We start from the raw sequence: 20,747 nt of genomic DNA on the forward strand, positions 1-20,747 counted from the left end.
GAATAGAGGTGTAGCGAAGAAGCGAAACGGAAGGTGCGCGTCATGACTGCCACGCCTGCGGAGACGACAGTGAACGGCGAGGCCTGGGACGGCTTCAAGGGCGGCCTGTGGCGGGACGCCATCGACGTCCGCGACTTCGTGCAGCAGAACTACACCCCGTACGAAGGAGACGACTCCTTCCTGGCCGGGCCGACCGAACGCACCACCCAGGTCTGGCAGAAGCTCCTCTCGATGTTCCCCACGGAGATCGAGCGCGGCATCCACGACGTGGACGTGAAGACCCCCTCCCGCATCGACGCCTTCAGGCCCGGCTACATCGACGGCACCGCCGCCGACCACAAGGACCTGATCGTCGGCCTGCAGACCGACGCCCCGCTCAAGCGCGCCATCATGCCCAACGGCGGCTGGCGGATGGTCGAGAGCGCCCTCAACGCCTACGGCTACGAGGCCGACCCCGAGGTCAGGGACGTCTACACCCACCTGCGCAAGACCCACAACGAAGGCGTCTTCGACGCCTACACGCCCGAGATCCGTGCCTGCCGCTCCTCCGGCATCATCACGGGCCTGCCCGACGCCTACGGCCGCGGCCGCATCATCGGCGACTACCGCCGCGTCGCCCTCTACGGCGTCGACCACCTGATCGCCGCCAAGGAGGCCGACAAGGCCGCCCTCGGCGAGGAGTGGGCGACCGAGGACGTGATCCGCGGGCGCGAGGAGATCTCCGAGCAGATCAAGGCCCTCAAGGAACTGAAGGCCATGGCGATGTCGTACGGCTACGACATCGCGCAGCCCGCCACCACCGGCCGCGAGGCCATCCAGTGGCTGTACTTCGCCTACCTCGCCGCCGTGAAGGAGCAGAACGGCGCGGCCATGTCGATCGGCCGCATCGACAACTTCCTCGACATCTACCTCCAGCGCGACATCGAGGCCGGCCGCATCACCGAGGCCGAGGCCCAGGAGTTCATCGACGACTTCGTCATCAAGCTCCGCATCGTCCGCTTCCTGCGCACGCCCGAGTACAACGAGCTCTACTCCGGCGACCCGACCTGGGTCACCTGGTCGATGGCCGGCATCGGCGCCGACGGCCGCCCGCTGGTCTCGCGCACCACCTTCCGCGCCCTGCAGACCCTCTACAACCTGGGCCCGGCCCCCGAGCCGAACCTCACGGTCTTCTGGTCGCAGCGACTGCCCAAGGGCTTCAAGGACTTCGCCTCCAAGGTCGCCATCGACACCTCGGCCATCCAGTTCGAGTCGGACGAACTGATGCGCCCGAAGTACGGCGACGACACCGCGATCGCCTGCTGCGTCTCGGCGATGGCCGTCGGCAAGCAGATGCAGTTCTTCGGCGCCCGCGTGAACGTCGCCAAGGCGCTCCTCTACGCGATCAACGGCGGCCGCGACGAGAAGTCCGGCAAGACCGTTGTGCAGGGCTTCACGCCCATCGAGGGCGAGTACCTCGACTACGCGACCGTCGCGAAGCAGTACGACGCGATGCTCGACTGGCTGGCCAAGACGTACGTCCACGCGCTCAACGTCATCCACTACATGCACGACAAGTACGCCTACGAGCGCATCGAGATGGCGCTGCACGACCAGGAGATCCTGCGCACCATGGCGTGCGGCATCGCGGGCCTCTCGGTCGCCGCGGACTCCCTCTCGGCGATCAAGCACGCCAAGGTCAAGGTGATCCGCGACGAGACGGGCCTCGCCGTCGACTACGAGATCGAGGGCGACTACCCCGCCTACGGCAACAACGACGACCGCGCCGACGAGATCGCCACGCGCATCGTGCACGACTTCATGGAGAAGGTCCGCAAGCACCCCACGTACCGCGATGCGGTGCACACGCAGTCGGTGCTGACCATCACCTCGAACGTCGTCTACGGCAAGAAGACCGGCAACACCCCCGACGGCCGCCGCGCCGGCACGCCCTTCGCCCCGGGCGCCAACCCGATGAACGGCCGTGACGAGCACGGCTACATCGCCTCGGCGATGTCGGTCGCCAAGCTGCCCTACGACGACGCCGAGGACGGCATCTCGCTGACCAACACCATCACCCCGGACGCACTCGGCCGCACCCCCGAGGAGCGGGTGGAGAACCTCTCCGGCGTCCTGGACGGCTTCATGGCCAGCGACGGCTTCCACATGAACGTCAACGTGCTGAACAAGGCGACCCTTCAGGACGCCATGGAGCACCCGGAGAACTACCCGCAGCTGACCATCCGGGTCTCCGGATACGCGGTCAACTTCATCCGGCTGACCCGCGACCAGCAGCTCGACGTCATCAACCGCACCTTCCACGGCTCCCTGTGAGCCCCCGGCTCCCGGCGCACCCACGCGCCGGGGGCCACCGGCTCCCTCGTCGGAGCCGCCCCGGATCCGCGGCCCCGGGGCCGGGCCCTCACCCCGGCCCCGGGCGCCGCGAACACCACGTCCTGCCAGTAGTTCGGGAGTTCCGCCATGGCTGTCCTGCTCGGTACCGACATCCCCGTACGCCCGCGCGCGGCCGACGAGGACGCCGCCACCCCCGCGGCTGCGGCCACCCACCGTCCCGTCACCGGCTCGATCCACTCCTGGGACCTGTCCACCGGCGTCGACGGGCCCGGGACGCGCTTCGTCACGTTCCTCGCCGGGTGCCCCCTGAGCTGTCTGTACTGCCACAACCCCGACACCTGGCGGATGCGCGACGGCAAGCGGACCACGGCCGACGACGTGATCGCGGAAGCCGCCAAGTACACCAAGTTCATCGCCGCGGCCGGGGGAGGAGCCACCGTCAGCGGCGGCGAACCCCTCCTGCAGCCCGTCTTCACCGGCGAACTGCTGCACCGCCTCAAGCACGAACTCGGCCTGCACACCGCCCTGGACACCTCCGGCTTCCTCGGCGCACGCGCCACCGACGCCCTGCTGCGCGACGTCGACCTGGTCCTGCTCGACATCAAGTCCTGGGACCCCGAGACCTACCTGAAGGTCACCGGCCGCCCCCTGCAGGCCACCCTCGACTTCGCCCACCGCCTCGCCGACCTCGGCAAGGAGGTCTGGGTGCGCTTCGTCCTCATCCCCGGTCTGACCGACGACCCCGGGAACATCGAGGGCGTCGCCCGCTTCGCCGCCTCGCTCGGCAACGTCACGCGCGTCGACGTGCTGCCCTTCCACAAGCTGGGCGAGGCGAAGTGGGACGCCCTCGGCAAGGACTTCACCCTGCGCGACACCCCCTCGCCGACCCCGGAGCAGGTGGCCGCGGCCAAGGAGATCTTCGCGGCCCAGGGCCTCAAGGCCGTCTGACAGGGGCCGTCGCGCGCACTCCGCGGACCACCCGAACGGCCCAGTGGGCGGGCGGCCCGTGAGGGGCCTGCCTAGCGTGGCCGCATGAGTGCTCCCACCAGCCATCGGCGGACGGGCGACACCTACCGTCCCGGATCGACGATCGCGGAGTGGCAACCGGAGGACGACTCCTTCTGGCGCGCCACCGGCCACAAGGTCGCCAAGCGCAACCTCTGGGTGTCCATCCCGGCCCTGATGCTCGGCTTCGTCGTCTGGCAGGTGTGGTCGGTCACCGCCGTCCGCCTCAACGACGTGGGGTTCGGTCTCTCCACCTCGCAGCTGTTCTGGCTGACGGCCATCCCGGGGCTCACCGGCGGCACCTTCCGGATCCTCTACACCTTCATCGGGCCGATCTTCGGGGAGCGGAAGTTCACCGCCTTCTCCACGATCATCCTCATCGCGCCGATGCTCTGGCTCGGCTTCGCGCTCCAGGACACCGGAACCCCCTACTGGGAGCTGGCCCTGATCGCCGCGGTCTGCGGCATCGGCGGCGCCAACTTCTCCTCGTCCATGGCGAACATCGGCTTCTTCTTCCCCAAGCGGGAGAAGGGCAGTGCCGCGGGACTCAACGGCGGCCTCGGCAACCTCGGCGTCTCCGTGGTCCAGCTGGTCGCCCCGCTGGTCGTCACGGCCGCCGTCCTCGGCGCCCCCGCCGGCGACCCGCAGCGCGACACCGTCAAGAACGAGGACGTGTGGCTGCAGAACGGCGCGTTCCTCTGGGTGCCGCTCCTGGTGATCATGGCGCTGATGTCGTGGTTCCTGATGAACGACCTCAAGGTCGCGGCCGCGCCCTTCAGCCGACAGAAGATCATCTTCAAGCGCAAGCACAACTGGCTGATGACCTGGCTCTACGTCGGCACCTTCGGGTCGTTCATCGGCTTCGCCGCCGGACTCCCACTGCTGATCAAGAACAACTTCGCGGCCTCGGGCTACCAGGCCACCACCTACGCCTGGGTCGGCCCCTTCATCGGCGCCCTCACCCGCTGGGCGGGCGGCTGGCTGTCGGACCGGATCGGCGGGGCGAGGGTCACCATGGTGTCCTTCGTCGGCATGGCCGCCTCGCTGGTCGTCGTGATCACCGCGCTGCCCGCGGGCGGCGACAAGGGCAGCTTCTGGGCCTTCTACATCGGCTTCCTGTGCGCCTTCGCGTTCTCCGGGGTCGGCAACGGCTCCACGTTCCGCCAGATCCCCGTGATCTTCCGGGACCTGCACCTGAAGAAGGCGGCGGGCCAGGGTGAGGAGGCGGAGCGCACCGCGCTCAAGCAGGCCGAGATGGAGGCGGGCGCGGTCACCGGCTTCTCCGCCGCGATCGCCGCGTACGGCTTCTTCTTCATCCCGGCGATGTTCGCGAACCTCTCGGTCACCACCGCGCTGTGGATGTTCATCGGCTTCTACGGCACGTGCCTGGTCGTGTGCTGGTGGTTCTACGCCCGCAAGGGCGCGGAGGCCCCGAGCTGAGCCCGCGACGTACCCTGGAGGCATGAGTACCGCCCCCGCCCCCGAACCGCGCGATCCGGAGCAGCGGAACCAGCCGAAGAAGCCGAGGAACGCGCTGGTCTTCGACGACCCGCTGTCGCAGCAGTCCTCGGACGACACGGACCGTGGGTGGGGCGAGCGGGCCGACACCGGCGGCGACAGCGCCGCCGACCTGGCGCGCTTCCTCGACGAGAAGCCGCCCCACCACCTCTGAGCCCGCGCTACTCCTCGCGGTGCCCCGAGCCGCGCTGCGCGACGAGCGCGTCGCGGATCTCCTTGAGGACCTCCAGCTCGGAGATCTCGATGACCTCCTGGGTGCCCTCCTTCTCGGCCTTCTTGGCGGCGACCTTCGCCAGGTACTTGGCCATGGGCAGCACCATCAGGAAGTACACGACGGCCGCGGTGATCACGAAGCTGAGGATCGCGCTGAGCACGGAACCCCACATGATCGGGATGCCGCTGACGACCTCGCCGTTCTTCATCTCGCACGGCGCCTTCAGGCACGAGCTGTAGTGGTCGAGATCCTTCGTGCCGAAGGCGCCGACGAGCGGGTTGATGACACCCTTGACCACCGAGTTCACGATGTTCGTGAACGCGGCGCCGATGACGACCGCGACCGCCAGGTCGACGACATTGCCGCGCATCAGGAAGGCCTTGAAGCCCTCCCAGACGCCCGGTTCCTTCTTCTCGCTCACCACGAGGCCTTTCGTTGCATGTGCGGGTTGCGGAACAAACAACTTCGCAACCTACGTCAGGCCCTGGCGGACCTGTCCAATTCACTCCCTCGAACGAGCGACTTGACAAGATGTCGATGCGATCGTGAACGCTCCGCGTCATCGCAGCGCCACCGCCAGCCGCGTGCTCGCCCCGGCCCCGGCCAGCCGCACCGCCGTGTCCCTCGGCACGGAGAACACCACCAACGCCCCGCTCTCGGCGGCGCCTTCACCCTGCTCGGGCACCTCCGAGACCCGCGCCCCCGCCGCCACCACGCGCGGCTCCGCGCCGCCCGCGGCCGACCCGTCGGCGGCGATCACGTCGACCCGGTCGCCGGGGCGCAGCAGACGCGCGGCGTCCGCGTCCGCGATGCGCACCGGCGCGGTCACCCGCTCCGCGGGCCGTGGTTCCCGCACGGGCTGTGCCGCGGCCGTCCGCTGCGGCCCGTCCGCCTCCCGCGGGGCGGTGGCCGCGAGGGCGGCGGCGGTGAGCGCGAGTCCCACGGCCAGGGCCCGGCGTCTGTGCCGCAGCAGCCGGCGCAGCCGCGGATGCCCGCCGCGCACCCGCACGGGGGAGAAGTGGGGGACCGGGCAGCCCTCCGTCGGGGAGGGCTGAGGCCGCTGGGCCGAGGAGGGCTGGGTCCGATGAGAGGGGACGTGCGTCACGACAACCACCGCCTGCGCTGCGAGAACTGGCTTCCGCTCTCACGATGCAGGCCCGCGCCGATTCCCGCTGAGCCCCGTGGACTACCCGCCGGTTGTGGACAACTCCCTCACCCGAAGGGGTAGTTCCACCCCGCCGCCAGACCCCGAAAGCCCCGCCAGACCTGAGCGCTCCGTCACACCCGCACGCCCCGCCACACCTGCACGCCCCGCCACACCTGAACGCCGCCTCACGGCAGCCGGATCCCCGGGTCCATCCCGCCCAGGGCCCCCGCGCACAGGCAGTCCCGCTCCCCGCCGTCCTCCGGCAGCCCCGCCACGGTGTCGAACAGCACGCCCCGCAGCCGGTCCACATTGGCGGCGAACACCCGCAGGACCTCGTCGTGCGAGACGCCCTCTCCGGTCTCCGCGCCCGCGTCCAGGTCCGTGACCAGGTTCAACGACGTGTAGCAGAGCTCCAGTTCACGGGCGAGCACCGCCTCGGGGTGCCCGGTCATGCCCACCACCGACCAGCCCTGGTCCGCGTACCAGCGCGACTCCGCCCGGGTCGAGAAGCGCGGCCCCTCGATCACGACCAGCGTCCCGCCGTCCACCGGCTCCCAGTCGCGCCCGCGCGCGGCCTTGAGCGCGGCGGCGCGGCCCGCGGGGCAGTACGGGTCGGCCAGCGACACGTGCACGACGTTCGACACGCTGCCGTCGGGCAGCGGCACTCCGTCGAAGTAGGTCTGCGAGCGCGACAGCGTGCGGTCCACGAGCTGGTCCGGCACCAGCAGCGTGCCGGGCCCGTACTCGGACCGCAGCCCGCCGACCGCGCACGGTCCGAGCACTTGCCGTACGCCGACGGAACGCAGCGCCCAGAGGTTGGCGCGGTAGTTGATGCGGTGCGGCGGCAGATGGTGGCCGCGGCCGTGCCGGGGCAGGAAGGCCACCCGGCGCCCCGCGATCTCGCCGAGGAAGAGGGAGTCGCTCGGAGCTCCGTAGGGGGTGTCGACCTGTATCTCGGTCACGTCGTCGAGGAAGGAGTAGAAGCCGGAGCCGCCGATCACGCCGATCCCGGCCTGCGGAGCGTTCGCCGTATTCACCATGGAGCGCACAGTATCCGCACCCGAAAAGGGGGAGTACCGCACCCGGAAGGGCGGAGTACCCGCACCGGAAAACGCCGATGACCCCGCCGTCGTGGGACGGCGGGGTCACACAGGAAGCGTGTGCGTGCTGCTGTTACGCGGCCGAGGTCGACGACGTGGACGTCGACGAGGTCCCGGACGACTTGGAGTCCGAGGACGAGGAGGTCGACGAGGACGAAGAAGACTTCGCGTCCGAGGAGGACGAGGACTTCGACGACGACGAGGCCGGCGAGCTGCTCGACGACGAGCCGCGGCTGTCGTTGCGGTAGAAGCCGGAGCCCTTGAAGACGATGCCGACGGCCGAGAACACCTTCTTGAGGCGTCCGTCGCAGCTGGGGCACACGGTCAGGGCGTCGTCGGTGAACTTCTGCACCGCCTCGAGGCCCTCGCCGCACTCGGTGCACTGGTACTGGTACGTCGGCACTTGCTTCCTCCTGGCACTCTCACTCGATGAGTGCTAACGACGGTCTATAGTGACGTATTCCGCGAGATCAGTCCACCGTGACCGGAACTCGGTGACCGACGCCACGTGCCACCGTGCGGGCCGGGATCGTGGGAACGAGCCGCGAACGCAGTGCCAGCAGGACCGCCAGGGCCAGCGCCGTGCCGCCCAGCGGGACCAGGAATCCGGCCCCGTCCCAGAAGCGGTCCTCCAGCTGTCCGGCGACCGTGACGGCCGCCGCCTGCCCGAGCGCGACCGCGCCGGTCAGCCAGGTGAAGGCCTCCGTGCGGCCGGTCGGCGGGACCAGCTTGTCCACCAGCGTGTAGCCGGTGATCAGGGCGGGCGCGATGCAGACGCCGACCAGCAGGCCGAGCCCGGCGAGCAGGGGCACGGAGTGCGCCGCCCACAGGCCGGAGGCCATCAGGGTCAGCGCCGCGTACCCGGTGAGGAGGCGCCGCTGCGGGGAGACCTTCCAGGCGATGGCGCCGCAGATGATGCCGGAGAGCATGTTGCCCGCGGCGAACGTGCCGTACAGGACGCCGTTGAGACCGGGCTCGCCGATCGACTCGGTGAAGGCGGCCAGCGAGACCTGCATGCCGCCGAAGACGGCGCCGATCCCGAGGAACGTGACGATGAGGACGCGCACTCCGGGGACGCGCAGCGCGGAGGCGTGCTCCACGCGCGCGTGCTCCGCGTGGTGGGCGGACGGCTGGGGCTGGGTGCTCTTCTGGGCGGCGAACAGCAGACCGCCGACGAGGGTGAGGCCGGCCTCGGTGAGCAGGCCCGCGGCGGGGTCGATGGTGGTGCACAGCGCGGTCGCGAACAGCGGGCCGAGGACGAAGGTCAGCTCGTCGGTGACCGACTCGAAGGCGGCCGCGGTGGTGGCCAGGGGCGAGTCCTGGAGCTTGACGCCCCAGCGGGCCCGCACCATGGGGCCGATCTGCGGCGTCGAGGCGCCCGCGGGCACGGCGGCCACGAAAAGGGCCCACAAGGGGGCGTCGGAGAGCGCGAGCACCGTCAGCGTGACGACGGACGCGGAGTGGATCAGCACACCGGGCACCAGCACGGCGCGCTGTCCGAACCGGTCGGCGAGCTTGCCGCCGAAGGGGGCGAAGAGCGCCATGGAGACGCCGGTGACGGCCGAGACGGCGCCCGCGACACCGTACGAGCCGGTCGTGTGCTGCACGAGCAGGACGATGGAGATGGTCAGCATCGCGAACGGCTGGCGCGCCGCGAAGCCGGGCAGCAGGAACGTCCAGGCGCGCGGGGTGCGCAGGAGCTGTCCGTAGCCCGGGCGGGATTCGGTGACCGTGGATGCCACGGCCCGTGCCTTTCTGCCGCCTGGTAGCGCGCCCGTGCGGGGGCGCCGAGAGCTGTCCTCTTGCGCGGAACTGCGGTAGATGCCGGGGCTCCACTGCGAGGACGCCGCGGCCGCCATACGGTCGCGCCAGCTCTGCTTCAGGCAGAGTTGGTTCGATCAGGTGCCTTCATCGTACAGGGGACGGTGTGATCCGCCCCTGTGATTACAGCCGATGAGACGCCTGACACCTACGATGCCAACGACGGTTAGTGCTTTTCTCCATCGGTTCCCAGCCATCCGGCGAGCTTTCCGCCGTGGCCGACCGCGCGCAGCCGCTTCTCCGCGGCGTCCCGCACCGGATCGGTCGCCACCACCAGGAGCTCGTCGCCCCGGCGCAGCACGGTCGCGGGCAGCGGGACGAACGATTCTCCGTCGCGCACGACCAGCGTGACCGCCGCCCCCGTGGGCAGCCGCAGCTCCGCGACCTCGACGCCGTGCATGCGCGAGCCCTCGGGGATGGCCACCGACAGCAGATGCCCCTGGAGCCGCTCCAGGGGGGCGGACTCGATGCCGAGGTCGGCTGCCTCCGAACCGTCGCCGAGCCGCAGCTTCCGGGCCAGCCACGGCAGCGTGGGGCCCTGGATGAGGGTGTAGACGACGACGAGGACGAAGACGATGTTGAAGATCCGCTGGCTGTCCTCGACGTCGCTCACCATCGGGATGGTGGCCAGGATGATGGGCACCGCGCCGCGCAGGCCGGCCCAGGACAGCAGCGCCTTCTCCTGCCAGGGCATGCGGAACGGCAGCAGGCTGATCACGACCTCCAGGGGCCGTGCCACCACGGTCAGGACCAGGCCGATGACGATCGCGGGCCAGGTGTCGTCGAGCAGGTCGTGCGGCGTGACCAGCAGGCCGAGCAGCACGAACATGCCGATCTGGGCGATCCAGCCGAGGCCTTCGGCGAAGCCGCGGGTGGCGGGCCAGTGCGGCAGCTTGGCGTTGCCGAGGACCATCGCGGCGAGGTAGACGGCGAGGAAGCCGCTGCCGTGGGCCATGGCTCCGGCGGCGTACGCGCTGACGGCGATGGCCATGACGGCGATGGGGTAGAGGCCCGAGGCGGGCAGGGCCACGTGGCGCAGGCCGTAGGCGCCGAGCCAGCCCACCGCGAGGCCGATCGCGGCTCCGATCGCCAGCTCCAGCGCGATCTCGCCGATCAGTACGTACCAGTCGTCCACCGGTCCGGCCGTGGAGAACGCCACGACGAGGATCACCACAGGGGCGTCGTTGAACCCCGACTCCGCTTCCAGCACACCCGTCACACGTGAGGGGAGCGGCACCTTCCGCAGTACGGAGAAGACCGCCGCCGCGTCCGTGGAGGAGACCACCGCGCCGATGATGAGCGCCTGCCGCCATTCGAGACCGACGAGGTAGTGCGCGCCCGCGGCCGTGACGCCGACGCTCACCGCGACGCCCACGAGCGACAGCGCGGCCGCCGCGGGCAGTGCCGGCCTGATCTCTTTCCACTTCGTCCCGAGGCCGCCCTCGGCCAGGATCACGACCAGGGCCGCATAGCCGATGACCTGCGTCAGCTCGGCGTTGTCGAACTGGACGTCACCGATGCCGTCCTGGCCCATGGCGACGCCGATGCCCAGGTACAGGAGCAGGCTGGGGAGCCCGCTGCGCGACGAGATCCGGACCGCCGCGACCGCGACGAGCAGAACGAGCGAGCAGACGAGCAGGAGCTGGTTGAGGTGGTGGACAGTCAGGGGCCGTTCCTTCCTCCGTGTGGCCGAGTACTTCGTTACCTTACCTAATTGTTAACGACTTCTTGACGCGATCGAATAACTATTCGATCTTCTGGGAGGCGGGTTCCTGACTCCGCGTCCGGAGTCGCAACTCCCTGCGCCTATGGTTGCTCCAGCGCTCCCAGAGCCGCCCACTCGACAGCACAGCCCGCCCTGCCGCTCGCGTAAGGACAGCAAGGACAGCGATGCCCTCCAACACCACCGCCTCTTCCGGTCATAAGTCCGGCAAGAAGAAGGGGCGCCGAGCCCGACTCGTCGTGATCTTCCTGGTCCTGGCCATCGTCGGAGGTATCGGCTTCGGCGCGTACTGGAGCATCAGCACCGTGCGCGCCTCCTTCCCGCAGACCAAGGGGACGATCAAGCTCGACGGCCTCTCCGGACCCGTCGACGTGAAGCGGGACGGGAACGGAATCCCGCAGATCTACGCCGAGTCCGACGCCGACCTGTTCATGGCGCAGGGCTTCGTCCAGGCGCAGGACCGCTTCTGGGAGATGGACGTTCGCCGTCATATGACCTCCGGGCGGCTCTCCGAGATGTTCGGCAAGGGCCAGGTCAAGACCGATGAGTTCCTGCGCACGCTCGGCTGGCACCGGGTGGCGAAGAAGGAGTACGACACCAAGCTCTCGCCGGAGACGAAGAAGTACCTCCAGGCGTACGCCAAGGGAGTCAATGCCTACCTCGCCGGCAAGGACGGCAAGGACATCTCCGTCGAGTACGCGGCGCTCGGCTTCGAGAACGACTACAAGCCCCAGGAATGGACCCCCGTCGACTCCGTGGCCTGGCTCAAGGCGATGGCCTGGGACCTGCGCGGCAACATGCAGGACGAGATCGACCGCTCCCTGATGACGAGCCGCCTCGGCCCGTCGCAGATCAAGGACCTGTACCCCGAGTACCCCTACAAGCGGAACAAGCCCATCGTCCAGGAGGGCGCCTACAACAGCGCCACCAAGGAGTACGACGCCAAGGGCACCGCCACCCAGTCCGGGACCGGCACCGGCGGCACGGCGGGCACGGGCCTGGCGGGCGGCACGCAGGCGCCCCAGGGGCTCCAGTCGCAGCTCTCGGGCCTCTCCGACGCCCTGGACGAGGTCCCCGCGATCCTCGGCCCGAACGGCAACGGCATCGGCTCGAACTCCTGGGTCGTCTCCGGCGAGCACACCATCACCGGAAAGCCGCTCCTCGCGAACGACCCGCACCTGGCGCCGCAGCTGCCCTCCGTCTGGTACCAGATGGGCCTGCACTGCCGGTCGGTCTCCTCGAAGTGCCAGTACGACGTCTCGGGCTACACGTTCTCCGGCATGCCGGGCGTGGTCATCGGCCACAACAACGACATCGCCTGGGGCATGACGAACCTCGGCGCCGACGTCACGGACCTGTACCTGGAGAAGTTCACCGGGGACGGCTACCTGTACGGCGAGAAGGTGCTGCCCTTCACCTCCCGCGAGGAGACCATCAAGGTCGCCGGCGGCAAGGAGAAGAAGATCACGGTCCGCGAGACCAACAACGGCCCGCTCATCTCCGACCGCGACGACGAACTGGTCAAGGTCGGCAAGAAGGCCGGCGTCGACACCGCGGCGCCCGACCGGGGCGACGGCTACGGAGTGGCGCTGCGCTGGACCGCGCTGACCCCCGGCAAGTCCATGGACGCCGTCTTCGAGCTCAACAAGGCGAAGGACTTCACCGAATTCCGCAAGGCGGCCGCTTCTTTTGAAGTGCCCTCCCAGAACCTGATCTACGCCGACACCAAGGGCCACATCGGCTACCAGGCGCCCGGCAGGATCCCGGTCCGCGGCAAGGGCGACGGCTCGCTGCCGGCCCCCGGCTGGGACCCCGAGTACCGCTGGACCGGCTACATCCCGCAGGACGCCCTGCCCTACGAGTACGACCCCAAGCGCGGCTACATCGTCACCGCCAACCAGGCCGTGATCGAGGACGGCGAGGGCAAGTACCCGTACGAGCTCACCTCGGACTGGGGCTACGGAGCGCGCAGCCAGCGGATCGACGACCTCATCCAGTCGAAGATCAAGAACGGCGGCAAGATCTCCACCGAGGACATGCGCCTCATGCAGATGGACAACAGCAGCGAGATCGCCAAGCTGCTCGTGCCCAAGCTGCTCAAGATCGACGTCAAGGACAAGTACGTCCGCGAGGCCCAGCAGCTCCTGGAGGGCTGGGACTACACCCAGGACGCCGACTCTGCGGCGGCCGCGTACTTCAACTCGGTCTGGCGCAACATCCTCAAGCTCGCCTTCGGCAACAAGCTCCCCAAGGAGCTGCGCGTCAAGGGCCAGTGCCTGAACGTCGAGCCGACCGGCAACACCCGTCCCGCCGACGAGGGCACCAAGGTCCGCGAGTGCGGCGAGCGCGAGGCCGACTCGGCGCAGCCGGACGGCGGCGACCGCTACTTCGAGGTGGTCCGCAAGATCCTCGACGACGAGGACAACGACTGGTGGAAGGCGCCCTCGACCCGCAGGGACGAGGAGACCAAGACCCGCGACCAGCTGTTCGCGCGGGCCCTGAAGGACGCGCGCTGGGACCTGACGGCCAAGCTGGGCAAGGACGTCGACACCTGGAGCTGGGGCCGGCTGCACCGCCTCACGCTGAAGAACCAGACGCTGGGCACCGAAGGCCCCGGCTGGCTCCAGTTCGTGCTCAACCGCGGCCCGTGGAACCTCGGCGGCGGCGAGGCCGCGGTCAACGCCACCGGCTGGAACGCGGCGGGCGGCTACGGCGTGGTCTGGGTGCCGTCGATGCGGATGGTGGTGAACCTCAAGGACCTCGACAAGTCCAAGTGGATCAACCTCACCGGCGCCTCGGGGCACGCGTACAACGACCACTACACCGACCAGACGGACAAGTGGGCCAAGGGCGAACTCCTCCCGTGGGCCCACTCGGAGAAGGCGGTCGAGGCCGGCACGAGCGACAAGCTGGTCCTGCGCCCCTGATCCGGCACGGCGTACGCCACACCTGAAAGGGCCCTCCACGCACGCGTGGAGGGCCCTTTCGGCGTCCTGGGGTCAGCGGAAGCGGCGCACCCCCGACGGCGTCACGACGGCGTGTACCGGCCGGTCGTGCGCCTCTTCGGGGACGTGGGCGACCACTTCGGAGTCGTACAGGAGCACCACGAGAGCGGGGTCGGCGTCCGCGCGCTCCAGCCGGGCGAGCACCCGGTCGTAGGAGCCGCCGCCCCGGCCGAGCCGCATCCCGCGCGCGTCCACGGCCAGGCCCGGAAGGAGTACGGCGTCCGCCCCGAGGACGGCGTCGGGGCCGAGCAGGGCCCCCGAGGGCTCCAACAGCTCGATCTTTCCCTGGTGTTGCACGCGGGCCAGGGAGCCCTCCCCGTCGTACACGCCCCAGTCCAGGTCGTTGTCCGCGAGCAGGACCGGCAGCAGGACGCGCGTCCCGCGCGCGTGGAGGGCGTCGAGGAGGGCGCGCGTGCCGGGCTCGGCGCCCACGGAGACGTACGCCGCGACCGTCCGCGCCCCGGCCAGCTCCGGGAGCTCCAGCGCGCGTTCGGCGAGAACCGCGGCCGCCTTCCCTGCGTCATCCTCAGTCAACCCGCCTCTCACCGCGAGGAAGCCTCGCCGCAACATGCGCTTGGTTGGCTGACCGTCGGCTTCGCTCGTATGCATGGGGTACTCACAAATCCTTCCTGGCGGGCGCATATGCCTCCCAATTATCTGGACCCACAGATTCCGCACATACGCACCGGATATGGTTGTCGCCATGACTGAGTCTCACCCCCCCACGCCCAGGATCACCAAGGCGGTCATCCCCGCGGCGGGCCTCGGCACGCGCTTCCTGCCGGCGACCAAGGCGACTCCCAAGGAGATGCTCCCGGTCGTCGACAAGCCGGCGATCCAGTACGTGGTCGAGGAGGCCGTGTCCGCGGGTCTCGACGACGTCCTCATGATCACGGGCCGCAACAAGCGCCCCCTGGAGGACCACTTCGACCGCAACTACGAGCTGGAGTCGGCCCTGGCGAAGAAGGGGGACGAGGCCCGGCTCGCCAAGGTCCAGGAGTCCAGCGACCTGGCGACGATGCACTACGTCCGCCAGGGCGACCCCAGGGGGCTCGGTCACGCCGTCCTGTGCGCCGCGCCGCACGTCGGCCACGAGCCGTTCGCCGTGCTCCTCGGCGACGACCTCATCGACCCGCGCGACCCGCTCCTGGCCCGCATGGTCGAGGTCCAGGAGCAGCGCGGCGGCAGCGTCATCGCGCTGATGGAGGTCGCCCCCGAGCAGATCCACCTCTACGGCTGCGCGGCCGTCGAGGCGACCGGGGACGGCGACGTCGTCAAGGTGACCGACCTGGTGGAGAAGCCCGAGACCGCGGACGCCCCCAGCAACTACGCGATCATCGGCCGCTATGTCCTGGACCCCCACATCTTCGACATACTGCGCAAGACCGAGCCGGGCCGCGGCGGCGAGATCCAGCTCACCGACGCCCTCCAGCAGCTGGCCGCGGACGAGAAGGTCGGCGGCCCGGTGCACGGCGTGGTCTTCAAGGGCCGCCGCTATGACACCGGCGACCGCGGCGACTATCTGCGTGCCATTGTCAGACTCGCGTGCGAACGTGAAGATCTGGGCCCGGACTTCCAGGCCTGGCTTCGCAGTTACGTCACCGAGGAGATGTAGCACTTTGAGCAGCAGCACGACGACACCGACCACCGGCCAGGACCACCTCTGGTCGGTGGAGGAGCATCTGGACGACATCCTCGCGACCGTCCGCCCGCTCGAACCGATCGAGCTCCAACTCCTCGACGCCCAGGGCTGCGTCCTGGTCGAGGACGTGACGGTGCCCGTCTCGCTGCCGCCCTTCGACAACAGCTCCATGGACGGGTACGCGGTGCGGGTCGCCGACGTCGCGGGCGCGAGCGAGGAGTTCCCCGCCGTCCTGCGCGTCATCGGCGACGTCGCCGCGGGCGCGGGCGAGCAGCCCACCGTCGGCGCGGGCCAGGCCGCCCGCATCATGACCGGCGCCCCGCTGCCGCCCGGCGCCGAGGCCGTCGTCCCCGTGGAGTGGACCGACGGAGGCCTCGGCGAGGGCCCCGTCTCCGGGATGCGCGCCCACAGCGCCGCCCCCGAGGGCGCCTCCGGAGAGGTCCGTGTGCACCGCCCCGCCGAGGCACGCGCGCACGTACGCGCGCAGGGCAGCGACGTCCGGGCAGGCGACCGCGCGCTGAGCGCGGGCACGGTCCTCGGCCCCCCGCAGGTCGCCCTGCTCGCCGCGATCGGCCGCGGCACGGTGAAGGTGCGCCCCCGCCCGCGCGTGGTCGTCCTGTCCACCGGCAGCGAACTGGTCCAGCCCGGCGAGGAACTGGCGAGCGGCCAGATCTACGACTCCAACAGCTTCGCCCTCACCGCCGCCGCCCGGCACGCCGGAGCCATCGCCTACCGCGTGGGCGCGGTCGCCGACGACGCCGAGACGCTGCGCTCCACCATCGAGGACCAGCTGATCCGCGCCGACCTCGTGGTCACCACGGGCGGCGTGAGCGTGGGCGCGTACGACGTCGTCAAGGAGGCCCTGACCGCCATCGGCGACCCGGACGAGGAGGAGGGCATCGGGGCGGGCAGCGGCGTGGAGTTCCGCAAGCTCGCCATGCAGCCGGGCAAGCCGCAGGGCTTCGGCTCCATCGGCCCCGACCACACCCCGCTGCTCGCGCTGCCGGGCAACCCGGTCTCCTCGTACGTCTCCTTCGAGATCTTCGTCCGTCCCGCGATCCGCACCCTCATGGGCCTGCCGGACGTGCACCGGCCCACCACGCGCGCGAAGCTGCGCTCCGACAAGGCGCTGAACTCGCCGGCGGGCCGCCGCCAGTTCCTGCGGGGGCGGTACGACGAGGAGACGGGCGGCGTGACGCCCGTCGGCGGCTCGGGCTCGCACCTGATCGCCGCCCTCGCGCACGCGGACGCGCTGATCGTCGTCCCCGAGGACGCCACGTCGGTGGAGCCGGGCGCGGACGTCGACGTGGTCCTGCTCGGCTGAGAGGGCCGTTCGCGAGGTACCGTGTCGCGCACAACAGGCCCGCGCGCGCCGCACCGCGCGGGGCCCGGACCGGGAGCGCCACAGCACATGACCGCGATTTCCCGGGGGGAGACCCCCGGCCCTGAGCAGCAGCGACTGACCCACATCGACGAGGCGGGCGCGGCCCGCATGGTGGATGTGTCCGCGAAGGACGTCACCGCGCGCACGGCGCGCGCCAGCGGCCGCGTCCTCGTCTCGCCGCGGGTGATCGAGCTGCTGCGCGGCGAGGGCGTGCCCAAGGGCGACGCGCTGGCCACCGCGCGGATCGCCGGGATCATGGGCGCCAAGCGCACCCCGGACCTGATCCCCCTCTGCCACCCGCTGGCCGTCTCCGGAGTGAAGCTCGACCTCTCCGTGGCGGACGACGCGGTCGAGATCCTGGCCACGGTCAGGACGACGGACCGCACGGGCGTCGAGATGGAGGCCCTCACCGCGGTGAGCGTGGCGGCCCTCACGGTCGTCGACATGGTCAAGGCCGTCGACAAGGGCGCCGTCATCACGGACGTCCGCGTGGAGGAGAAGACGGGCGGCAAGTCGGGGCACTGGACCCGTGAGGGAGCAGAGGGTCCCGGGGAAGCACGGGGCTCCGAAGGCTCCGAGGGGGCAGAGGGATGAGCGAGCACAGCGCGTCCTACCGCGCACTCGTTGTCACGGCCTCGAACCGTGCCGCCGCCGGGGTCTACGCCGACAAGGGCGGCCCGATCCTCGCCGAGGGGCTCGCCGCGCTCGGCTTCGCCGTCGACGGACCGCGGGTCGTCCCGGACGGCGACCCCGTCGAACTGGCCCTGCGCGCGGGCGTCGAGGCAGCCTACGACGTCATCCTCACCACCGGCGGCACCGGCATCTCGCCCACCGACCGCACCCCCGACGTCACCCGCCACGTCATCGACCACGAGGTGCCCGGCATCGCGGAGTCGATCCGCGCGTACGGCAGGGACAAGGTGCCCACGGCCGCGCTCTCGCGCGGCGTCGCGGGAGTGGCGGGCCGGACGCTCATCGTGAACCTGCCGGGTTCCACCGGCGGCGTACGCGACGGCCTGGCCGTCCTGGAGCCGCTCCTGAAGCACGCGGTCGACCAGCTGCGCGGCGGCGACCATCCCAGACCCTCAGGGGGTGCGAGCTGAACAGCCCTTCCTGGCCCGTCGAGCTGACGGACGGCGACATCGTCCTCCGTCCCATAAAGATGCGCGACCAGCGGGCCTGGCGCGAGGTCAACCGGCGCAACCGCGACTGGCTGCGCCCCTGGGAGGCGACGATCCCGCCGCCCACGGCCAGCGGCCCCGTCGTGCACCGCCCCACCTACCGCCAGATGGTCCGTCATCTGCGCGCGGAGGCCAACGCGGGCCGGATGCTGCCCTTCGTCATCGAGTACCAGGGCCGCCTCGTCGGACAGTTGACGGTCGCCGGGATCACCTGGGGATCGATGTGCTCGGGCCACGTCGGGTACTGGGTCGACGAGTCCGTCGCGGGCCGCGGCGTGATGCCGACCGCCGTCGCGCTCGCCGTCGACCACTGCTTCCGCGCGGTCGGGCTGCACCGCATCGAGGTCTGTATTCGTCCCGAGAACGCGCCGAGCCGGCGGGTCGTGGAGAAACTCGGATTCCGTGAGGAGGGGCTCCGCCCCCGCTATCTCCACATCGACGGCGCCTGGCGGGATCATCTCGTCTTCGCGCTCACGGCCGAAGAGGTACCGGAAGGGTTGTTGCGCCGCTGGCACCAGGCCCGACCTCGGAACACCGCCTAGACCCGATCTCGAACCTCATAAATGAAATAAGTGTTCGAAATTGATCGCCGAACGACCGTCCGAGGCTCGTATGAGTCTTGTCTCAGGCATTAATTTCACGCTGTCGACGGCCTGTTGATCGCATCAGTCACAAAAAAAGTTCGAGATATCAGCCAGATCGTGCGACACACCGGCCCAATTGGCAGATGGCCTCACGGAAACCCCTCTACCGTGTGAGCGTGAGCAGCAGCGGCCTCATCTACGCAGTCATCGTCGGGGCCTGGGCCGCCTACTTGGTGCCGATGTGGCTCCGTAGGCAGGACGAGCTGAACGAAGCCCGTCCGACGGAACGCTTCAGCACCGCCATCCGGCTGCTGTCCGGACGGGCGGGCATGGAGCGCCGATACGCCAAGGACCTGGAAGCGCGCTCGCCGGAGGACGGGGAGTCGCGCGACGAACCGGACGTGATCACCGACTCGGTGGACGTCCGGGGCTTCGTCGCGCCCCCGGCCGGAACGGCGGAGCGCGAACCCGAACGCGAGCGTGAACGCGAGCCGGAACCGGAACCGGCCCCCCGGGCCAAGGCCCCGGTCAGGCCCGCGGCCCCGGCGCACCCCGCGCGGCGCGTGCCCTCCGCGGAGGCCGCCGCGCGCGCCCGGCGCTCCAAGGTGCTCGCGCGGCGCCGGCGCACGACGGTGCTGCTCTTCCTCGCCTTCTCGGTCGGCGCGATCGTCGCGGCCGTCGGCGGGCTCGCCTTCCTGTGGGCGCCCGCCGCGCCCGCCGTGCTGCTGAGCGCGTACATCGTCTATCTGCGCGGCCAGGAGCGGCGGCGCTTCACCTACACGATGGACCGGCGCCGGGCCGAGGCCGCGGCGCAGCGGCTGCGCGAACGGCAGCCGCGCCGCAGGCCCGCGCCCGCGGAACCCGTCGTCGACGAGGCGGAGGAGGGGCCGGCGCCCGAGACGGAGACCGGTCTGTCCGCGCTCGCCGCCGACCGCCGCGCCCTCGTCGAGCAGACCGACCACGCCGAGTGGGTCGACCAGCAGCGCGAGCGGCAGCGCGGTCCCGGGCGCGGCGACAGCTGGGACCCGGTCCCGGTGCCGCTGCCGACCTATGTGACGGCGCCGGTCGCCCCGCGTGCCACCGGCAGCGTCGACCTGGGCGCCCCCGACGCCTGGAGCTCGGCGCGGTCGAGCACGGCGGAGCCGGTCGCGGAGACCCCGGACGCCGCCGAGGACGACGGCGGATACGTCGACGGTGCCGACGGCGCCGAGGGAACCGAGGTCTCCGGCGAGCGCAGCGACAAGCGCCGGGCGGCCTCCGCGCGGCGGGCCCGCGAGCGCGGCCGCACCCCGCTCTTCGACCAGTACGCCGAAGGCGATCGGCCCCGCGCGGCCAACGAGTGAGGCGTCGTGAGGTCCCCCTGGCTGACCAGCCAGGAACGGATTTCCAAGCACCCGGATGGGGATGCTAGAGTTTCACTCGTTGCAAGGGCCTGTGGCGCAGTCCGGTAGCGCACCTCGTTCGCATCGAGGGGGCCAGGGGTTCAAATCCCCTCAGGTCCACTGCACATGAGATCCCGTCCAGTTCATCGAACTGGGCGGGATCTTTGCGTTGCGCGTACCCCATGAGCGACTGGTCGATTCCTCTCTCATGTGTGCTTCTTTCCGTTATGGATACATTTGATCCATGCCGCGCCCCGTCAGGACCACCCTCACCGCCTGTGGCGCCGCGCTGGCCGTCGTCCTCGTCGGCGGCTGCGGTGAACCCGGCGGGCTGCGGGTCGAGGGGCCCGCGCTGCGGCCCTCGAAGGTGACCGGGCCCGTCTATCTCGCCGATGCCATGGGGCAGCCGTTGCAGCGGCCGACGTCCGTGGGGCTCACCGAGTCCGTCGTCCTGTCCGCGCTGAGCTGGAAGGAGTGGGGCGGGCCGACCGCGCGCGCCACCGGGGAGCTCGGCGGCGAATGGTGTCTGCCCGGGTGCGCCGACCGGCCGTACGCCGCGACGCTGACGCTCAGTGGTCTGGAGCGGCAGGAGCGGGTGGCGTACTACCGGCGGGCGACCGTCGAGCCGGTGAAGCCGGAGGAGCTGCCCGCGGCGGCGGTGAACGTGCAGTTCCAGGGGATCCGGCTGTCGGTTCCGGAGTTCTGAG

General features: G+C 70.4%; 19 protein-coding genes and 1 tRNA gene. 13 read left to right on the forward strand and 7 right to left on the reverse strand.

The window, feature by feature from the left end; all coding sequences use genetic code 11:
• Positions 1-42: 42 nt before the first annotated feature.
• The 4 genes from pflB (at position 43) to AB0L89_RS19450 (ending at position 5,011) form a co-directional block, all read left to right on the forward strand.
• Positions 43-2,313, forward strand: coding sequence for a formate C-acetyltransferase (pflB, locus tag AB0L89_RS19435; RefSeq protein ID WP_365142329.1), 2,271 nt, complete (start codon positions 43-45; stop codon positions 2,311-2,313).
• 147 nt (positions 2,314-2,460) lie between these two features.
• The gene (gene pflA / locus AB0L89_RS19440) at positions 2,461-3,282 is read left to right on the forward strand and encodes a pyruvate formate-lyase-activating protein (RefSeq protein WP_365142331.1); all 822 of its coding nucleotides are present in this window, start codon (positions 2,461-2,463) and stop codon (positions 3,280-3,282) included.
• An 84-nt stretch (positions 3,283-3,366) separates the two neighbouring features.
• Positions 3,367-4,779, forward strand: coding sequence for a NarK family nitrate/nitrite MFS transporter (locus AB0L89_RS19445; protein WP_365142333.1), 1,413 nt, complete (start codon positions 3,367-3,369; stop codon positions 4,777-4,779).
• Between the two features lie 22 nt (positions 4,780-4,801).
• Positions 4,802-5,011: a hypothetical protein gene (locus AB0L89_RS19450; protein WP_365142335.1), complete on the forward strand. Its 210-nt coding sequence runs from the start codon at positions 4,802-4,804 to the stop codon at positions 5,009-5,011.
• Between the two features lie 7 nt (positions 5,012-5,018).
• Here the strand turns inward: AB0L89_RS19450 and mscL are convergent, their stop codons facing one another.
• The 6 genes from mscL to AB0L89_RS19480 all read right to left on the reverse strand — a co-directional run bounded on the left by mscL (position 5,019) and on the right by AB0L89_RS19480 (position 10,805).
• Positions 5,019-5,492, reverse strand: coding sequence for a large conductance mechanosensitive channel protein MscL (mscL, locus tag AB0L89_RS19455; protein WP_365142337.1), 474 nt, complete (start codon positions 5,490-5,492; stop codon positions 5,019-5,021).
• Between the two features lie 138 nt (positions 5,493-5,630).
• Entirely contained in the window at positions 5,631-6,176 is a 546-nt protein-coding gene (locus AB0L89_RS19460; protein ID WP_365142339.1) for a hypothetical protein, read from the reverse strand.
• Positions 6,177-6,403: 227 nt separating this feature from the next.
• On the reverse strand, positions 6,404-7,258 hold the full coding sequence (locus AB0L89_RS19465; protein WP_365142341.1) for an S-methyl-5'-thioadenosine phosphorylase: 855 nt from the start codon (positions 7,256-7,258) through the stop codon (positions 6,404-6,406).
• Positions 7,259-7,391: 133 nt separating this feature from the next.
• Positions 7,392-7,721: an FmdB family zinc ribbon protein gene (locus tag AB0L89_RS19470; RefSeq protein ID WP_365142343.1), complete on the reverse strand. Its 330-nt coding sequence runs from the start codon at positions 7,719-7,721 to the stop codon at positions 7,392-7,394.
• Positions 7,722-7,788: 67 nt separating this feature from the next.
• Entirely contained in the window at positions 7,789-9,060 is a 1,272-nt protein-coding gene (locus AB0L89_RS19475) for an MFS transporter (protein ID WP_365142345.1), read from the reverse strand.
• Positions 9,061-9,305: 245 nt separating this feature from the next.
• On the reverse strand, positions 9,306-10,805 hold the full coding sequence (locus AB0L89_RS19480) for a potassium/proton antiporter (protein WP_365142692.1): 1,500 nt from the start codon (positions 10,803-10,805) through the stop codon (positions 9,306-9,308).
• A 224-nt stretch (positions 10,806-11,029) separates the two neighbouring features.
• On the opposite strand from AB0L89_RS19480, the gene AB0L89_RS19485 reads away from it, so the two are divergent.
• Positions 11,030-13,789, forward strand: coding sequence for a penicillin acylase family protein (locus AB0L89_RS19485; protein ID WP_365142347.1), 2,760 nt, complete (start codon positions 11,030-11,032; stop codon positions 13,787-13,789).
• A 72-nt stretch (positions 13,790-13,861) separates the two neighbouring features.
• On the opposite strand, the gene AB0L89_RS19490 is transcribed toward AB0L89_RS19485, so the two are convergent.
• Positions 13,862-14,476 (reverse strand): 5-formyltetrahydrofolate cyclo-ligase, encoded by a 615-nt coding sequence (locus tag AB0L89_RS19490; RefSeq protein ID WP_365142349.1) that lies wholly within the window; start codon positions 14,474-14,476, stop codon positions 13,862-13,864.
• Positions 14,477-14,570: 94 nt separating this feature from the next.
• Between AB0L89_RS19490 and galU the strand changes: the two genes are divergently transcribed.
• The 8 genes from galU (at position 14,571) to AB0L89_RS19530 (ending at position 20,746) form a co-directional block, all read left to right on the forward strand.
• A complete protein-coding gene (gene galU / locus AB0L89_RS19495) occupies positions 14,571-15,482 on the forward strand; it encodes a UTP--glucose-1-phosphate uridylyltransferase GalU (RefSeq protein WP_365142351.1) in 912 nt (303 codons plus the stop codon).
• Between the two features lie 4 nt (positions 15,483-15,486).
• Positions 15,487-16,833, forward strand: a complete 1,347-nt coding sequence (glp, locus tag AB0L89_RS19500) for a gephyrin-like molybdotransferase Glp (protein ID WP_365142353.1) — start codon at positions 15,487-15,489, stop codon at positions 16,831-16,833.
• A gap of 87 nt (positions 16,834-16,920) precedes the next feature.
• On the forward strand, positions 16,921-17,487 hold the full coding sequence (moaC, locus tag AB0L89_RS19505; RefSeq protein ID WP_365142355.1) for a cyclic pyranopterin monophosphate synthase MoaC: 567 nt from the start codon (positions 16,921-16,923) through the stop codon (positions 17,485-17,487).
• A complete protein-coding gene (locus AB0L89_RS19510) occupies positions 17,484-17,996 on the forward strand; it encodes a MogA/MoaB family molybdenum cofactor biosynthesis protein (RefSeq protein ID WP_365142357.1) in 513 nt (170 codons plus the stop codon). The genes moaC and AB0L89_RS19510 overlap by 4 nt, the downstream gene beginning before the upstream one ends.
• Positions 17,993-18,616 carry a GNAT family protein gene (locus AB0L89_RS19515; RefSeq protein ID WP_365142694.1) on the forward strand — a complete coding sequence of 208 codons (624 nt, stop codon included), beginning with the start codon at positions 17,993-17,995 and terminating at the stop codon, positions 18,614-18,616. Before AB0L89_RS19510 ends, AB0L89_RS19515 begins: the two co-directional genes overlap by 4 nt.
• 218 nt (positions 18,617-18,834) lie before the next feature.
• Positions 18,835-20,001, forward strand: a complete 1,167-nt coding sequence (glpR, locus tag AB0L89_RS19520) for a gephyrin-like molybdotransferase receptor GlpR (protein WP_365142359.1) — start codon at positions 18,835-18,837, stop codon at positions 19,999-20,001.
• 85 nt (positions 20,002-20,086) lie between these two features.
• Positions 20,087-20,160, forward strand: a tRNA-Ala gene (locus AB0L89_RS19525).
• A gap of 124 nt (positions 20,161-20,284) precedes the next feature.
• Positions 20,285-20,746: a hypothetical protein gene (locus tag AB0L89_RS19530; protein ID WP_365142361.1), complete on the forward strand. Its 462-nt coding sequence runs from the start codon at positions 20,285-20,287 to the stop codon at positions 20,744-20,746.
• Position 20,747 lies beyond the last annotated feature (1 nt).

This window comes from Streptomyces sp. NPDC052114, assembly GCF_040680155.1.
Classification (GTDB): Bacteria; Actinomycetota; Actinomycetes; order Streptomycetales; family Streptomycetaceae; genus Streptomyces.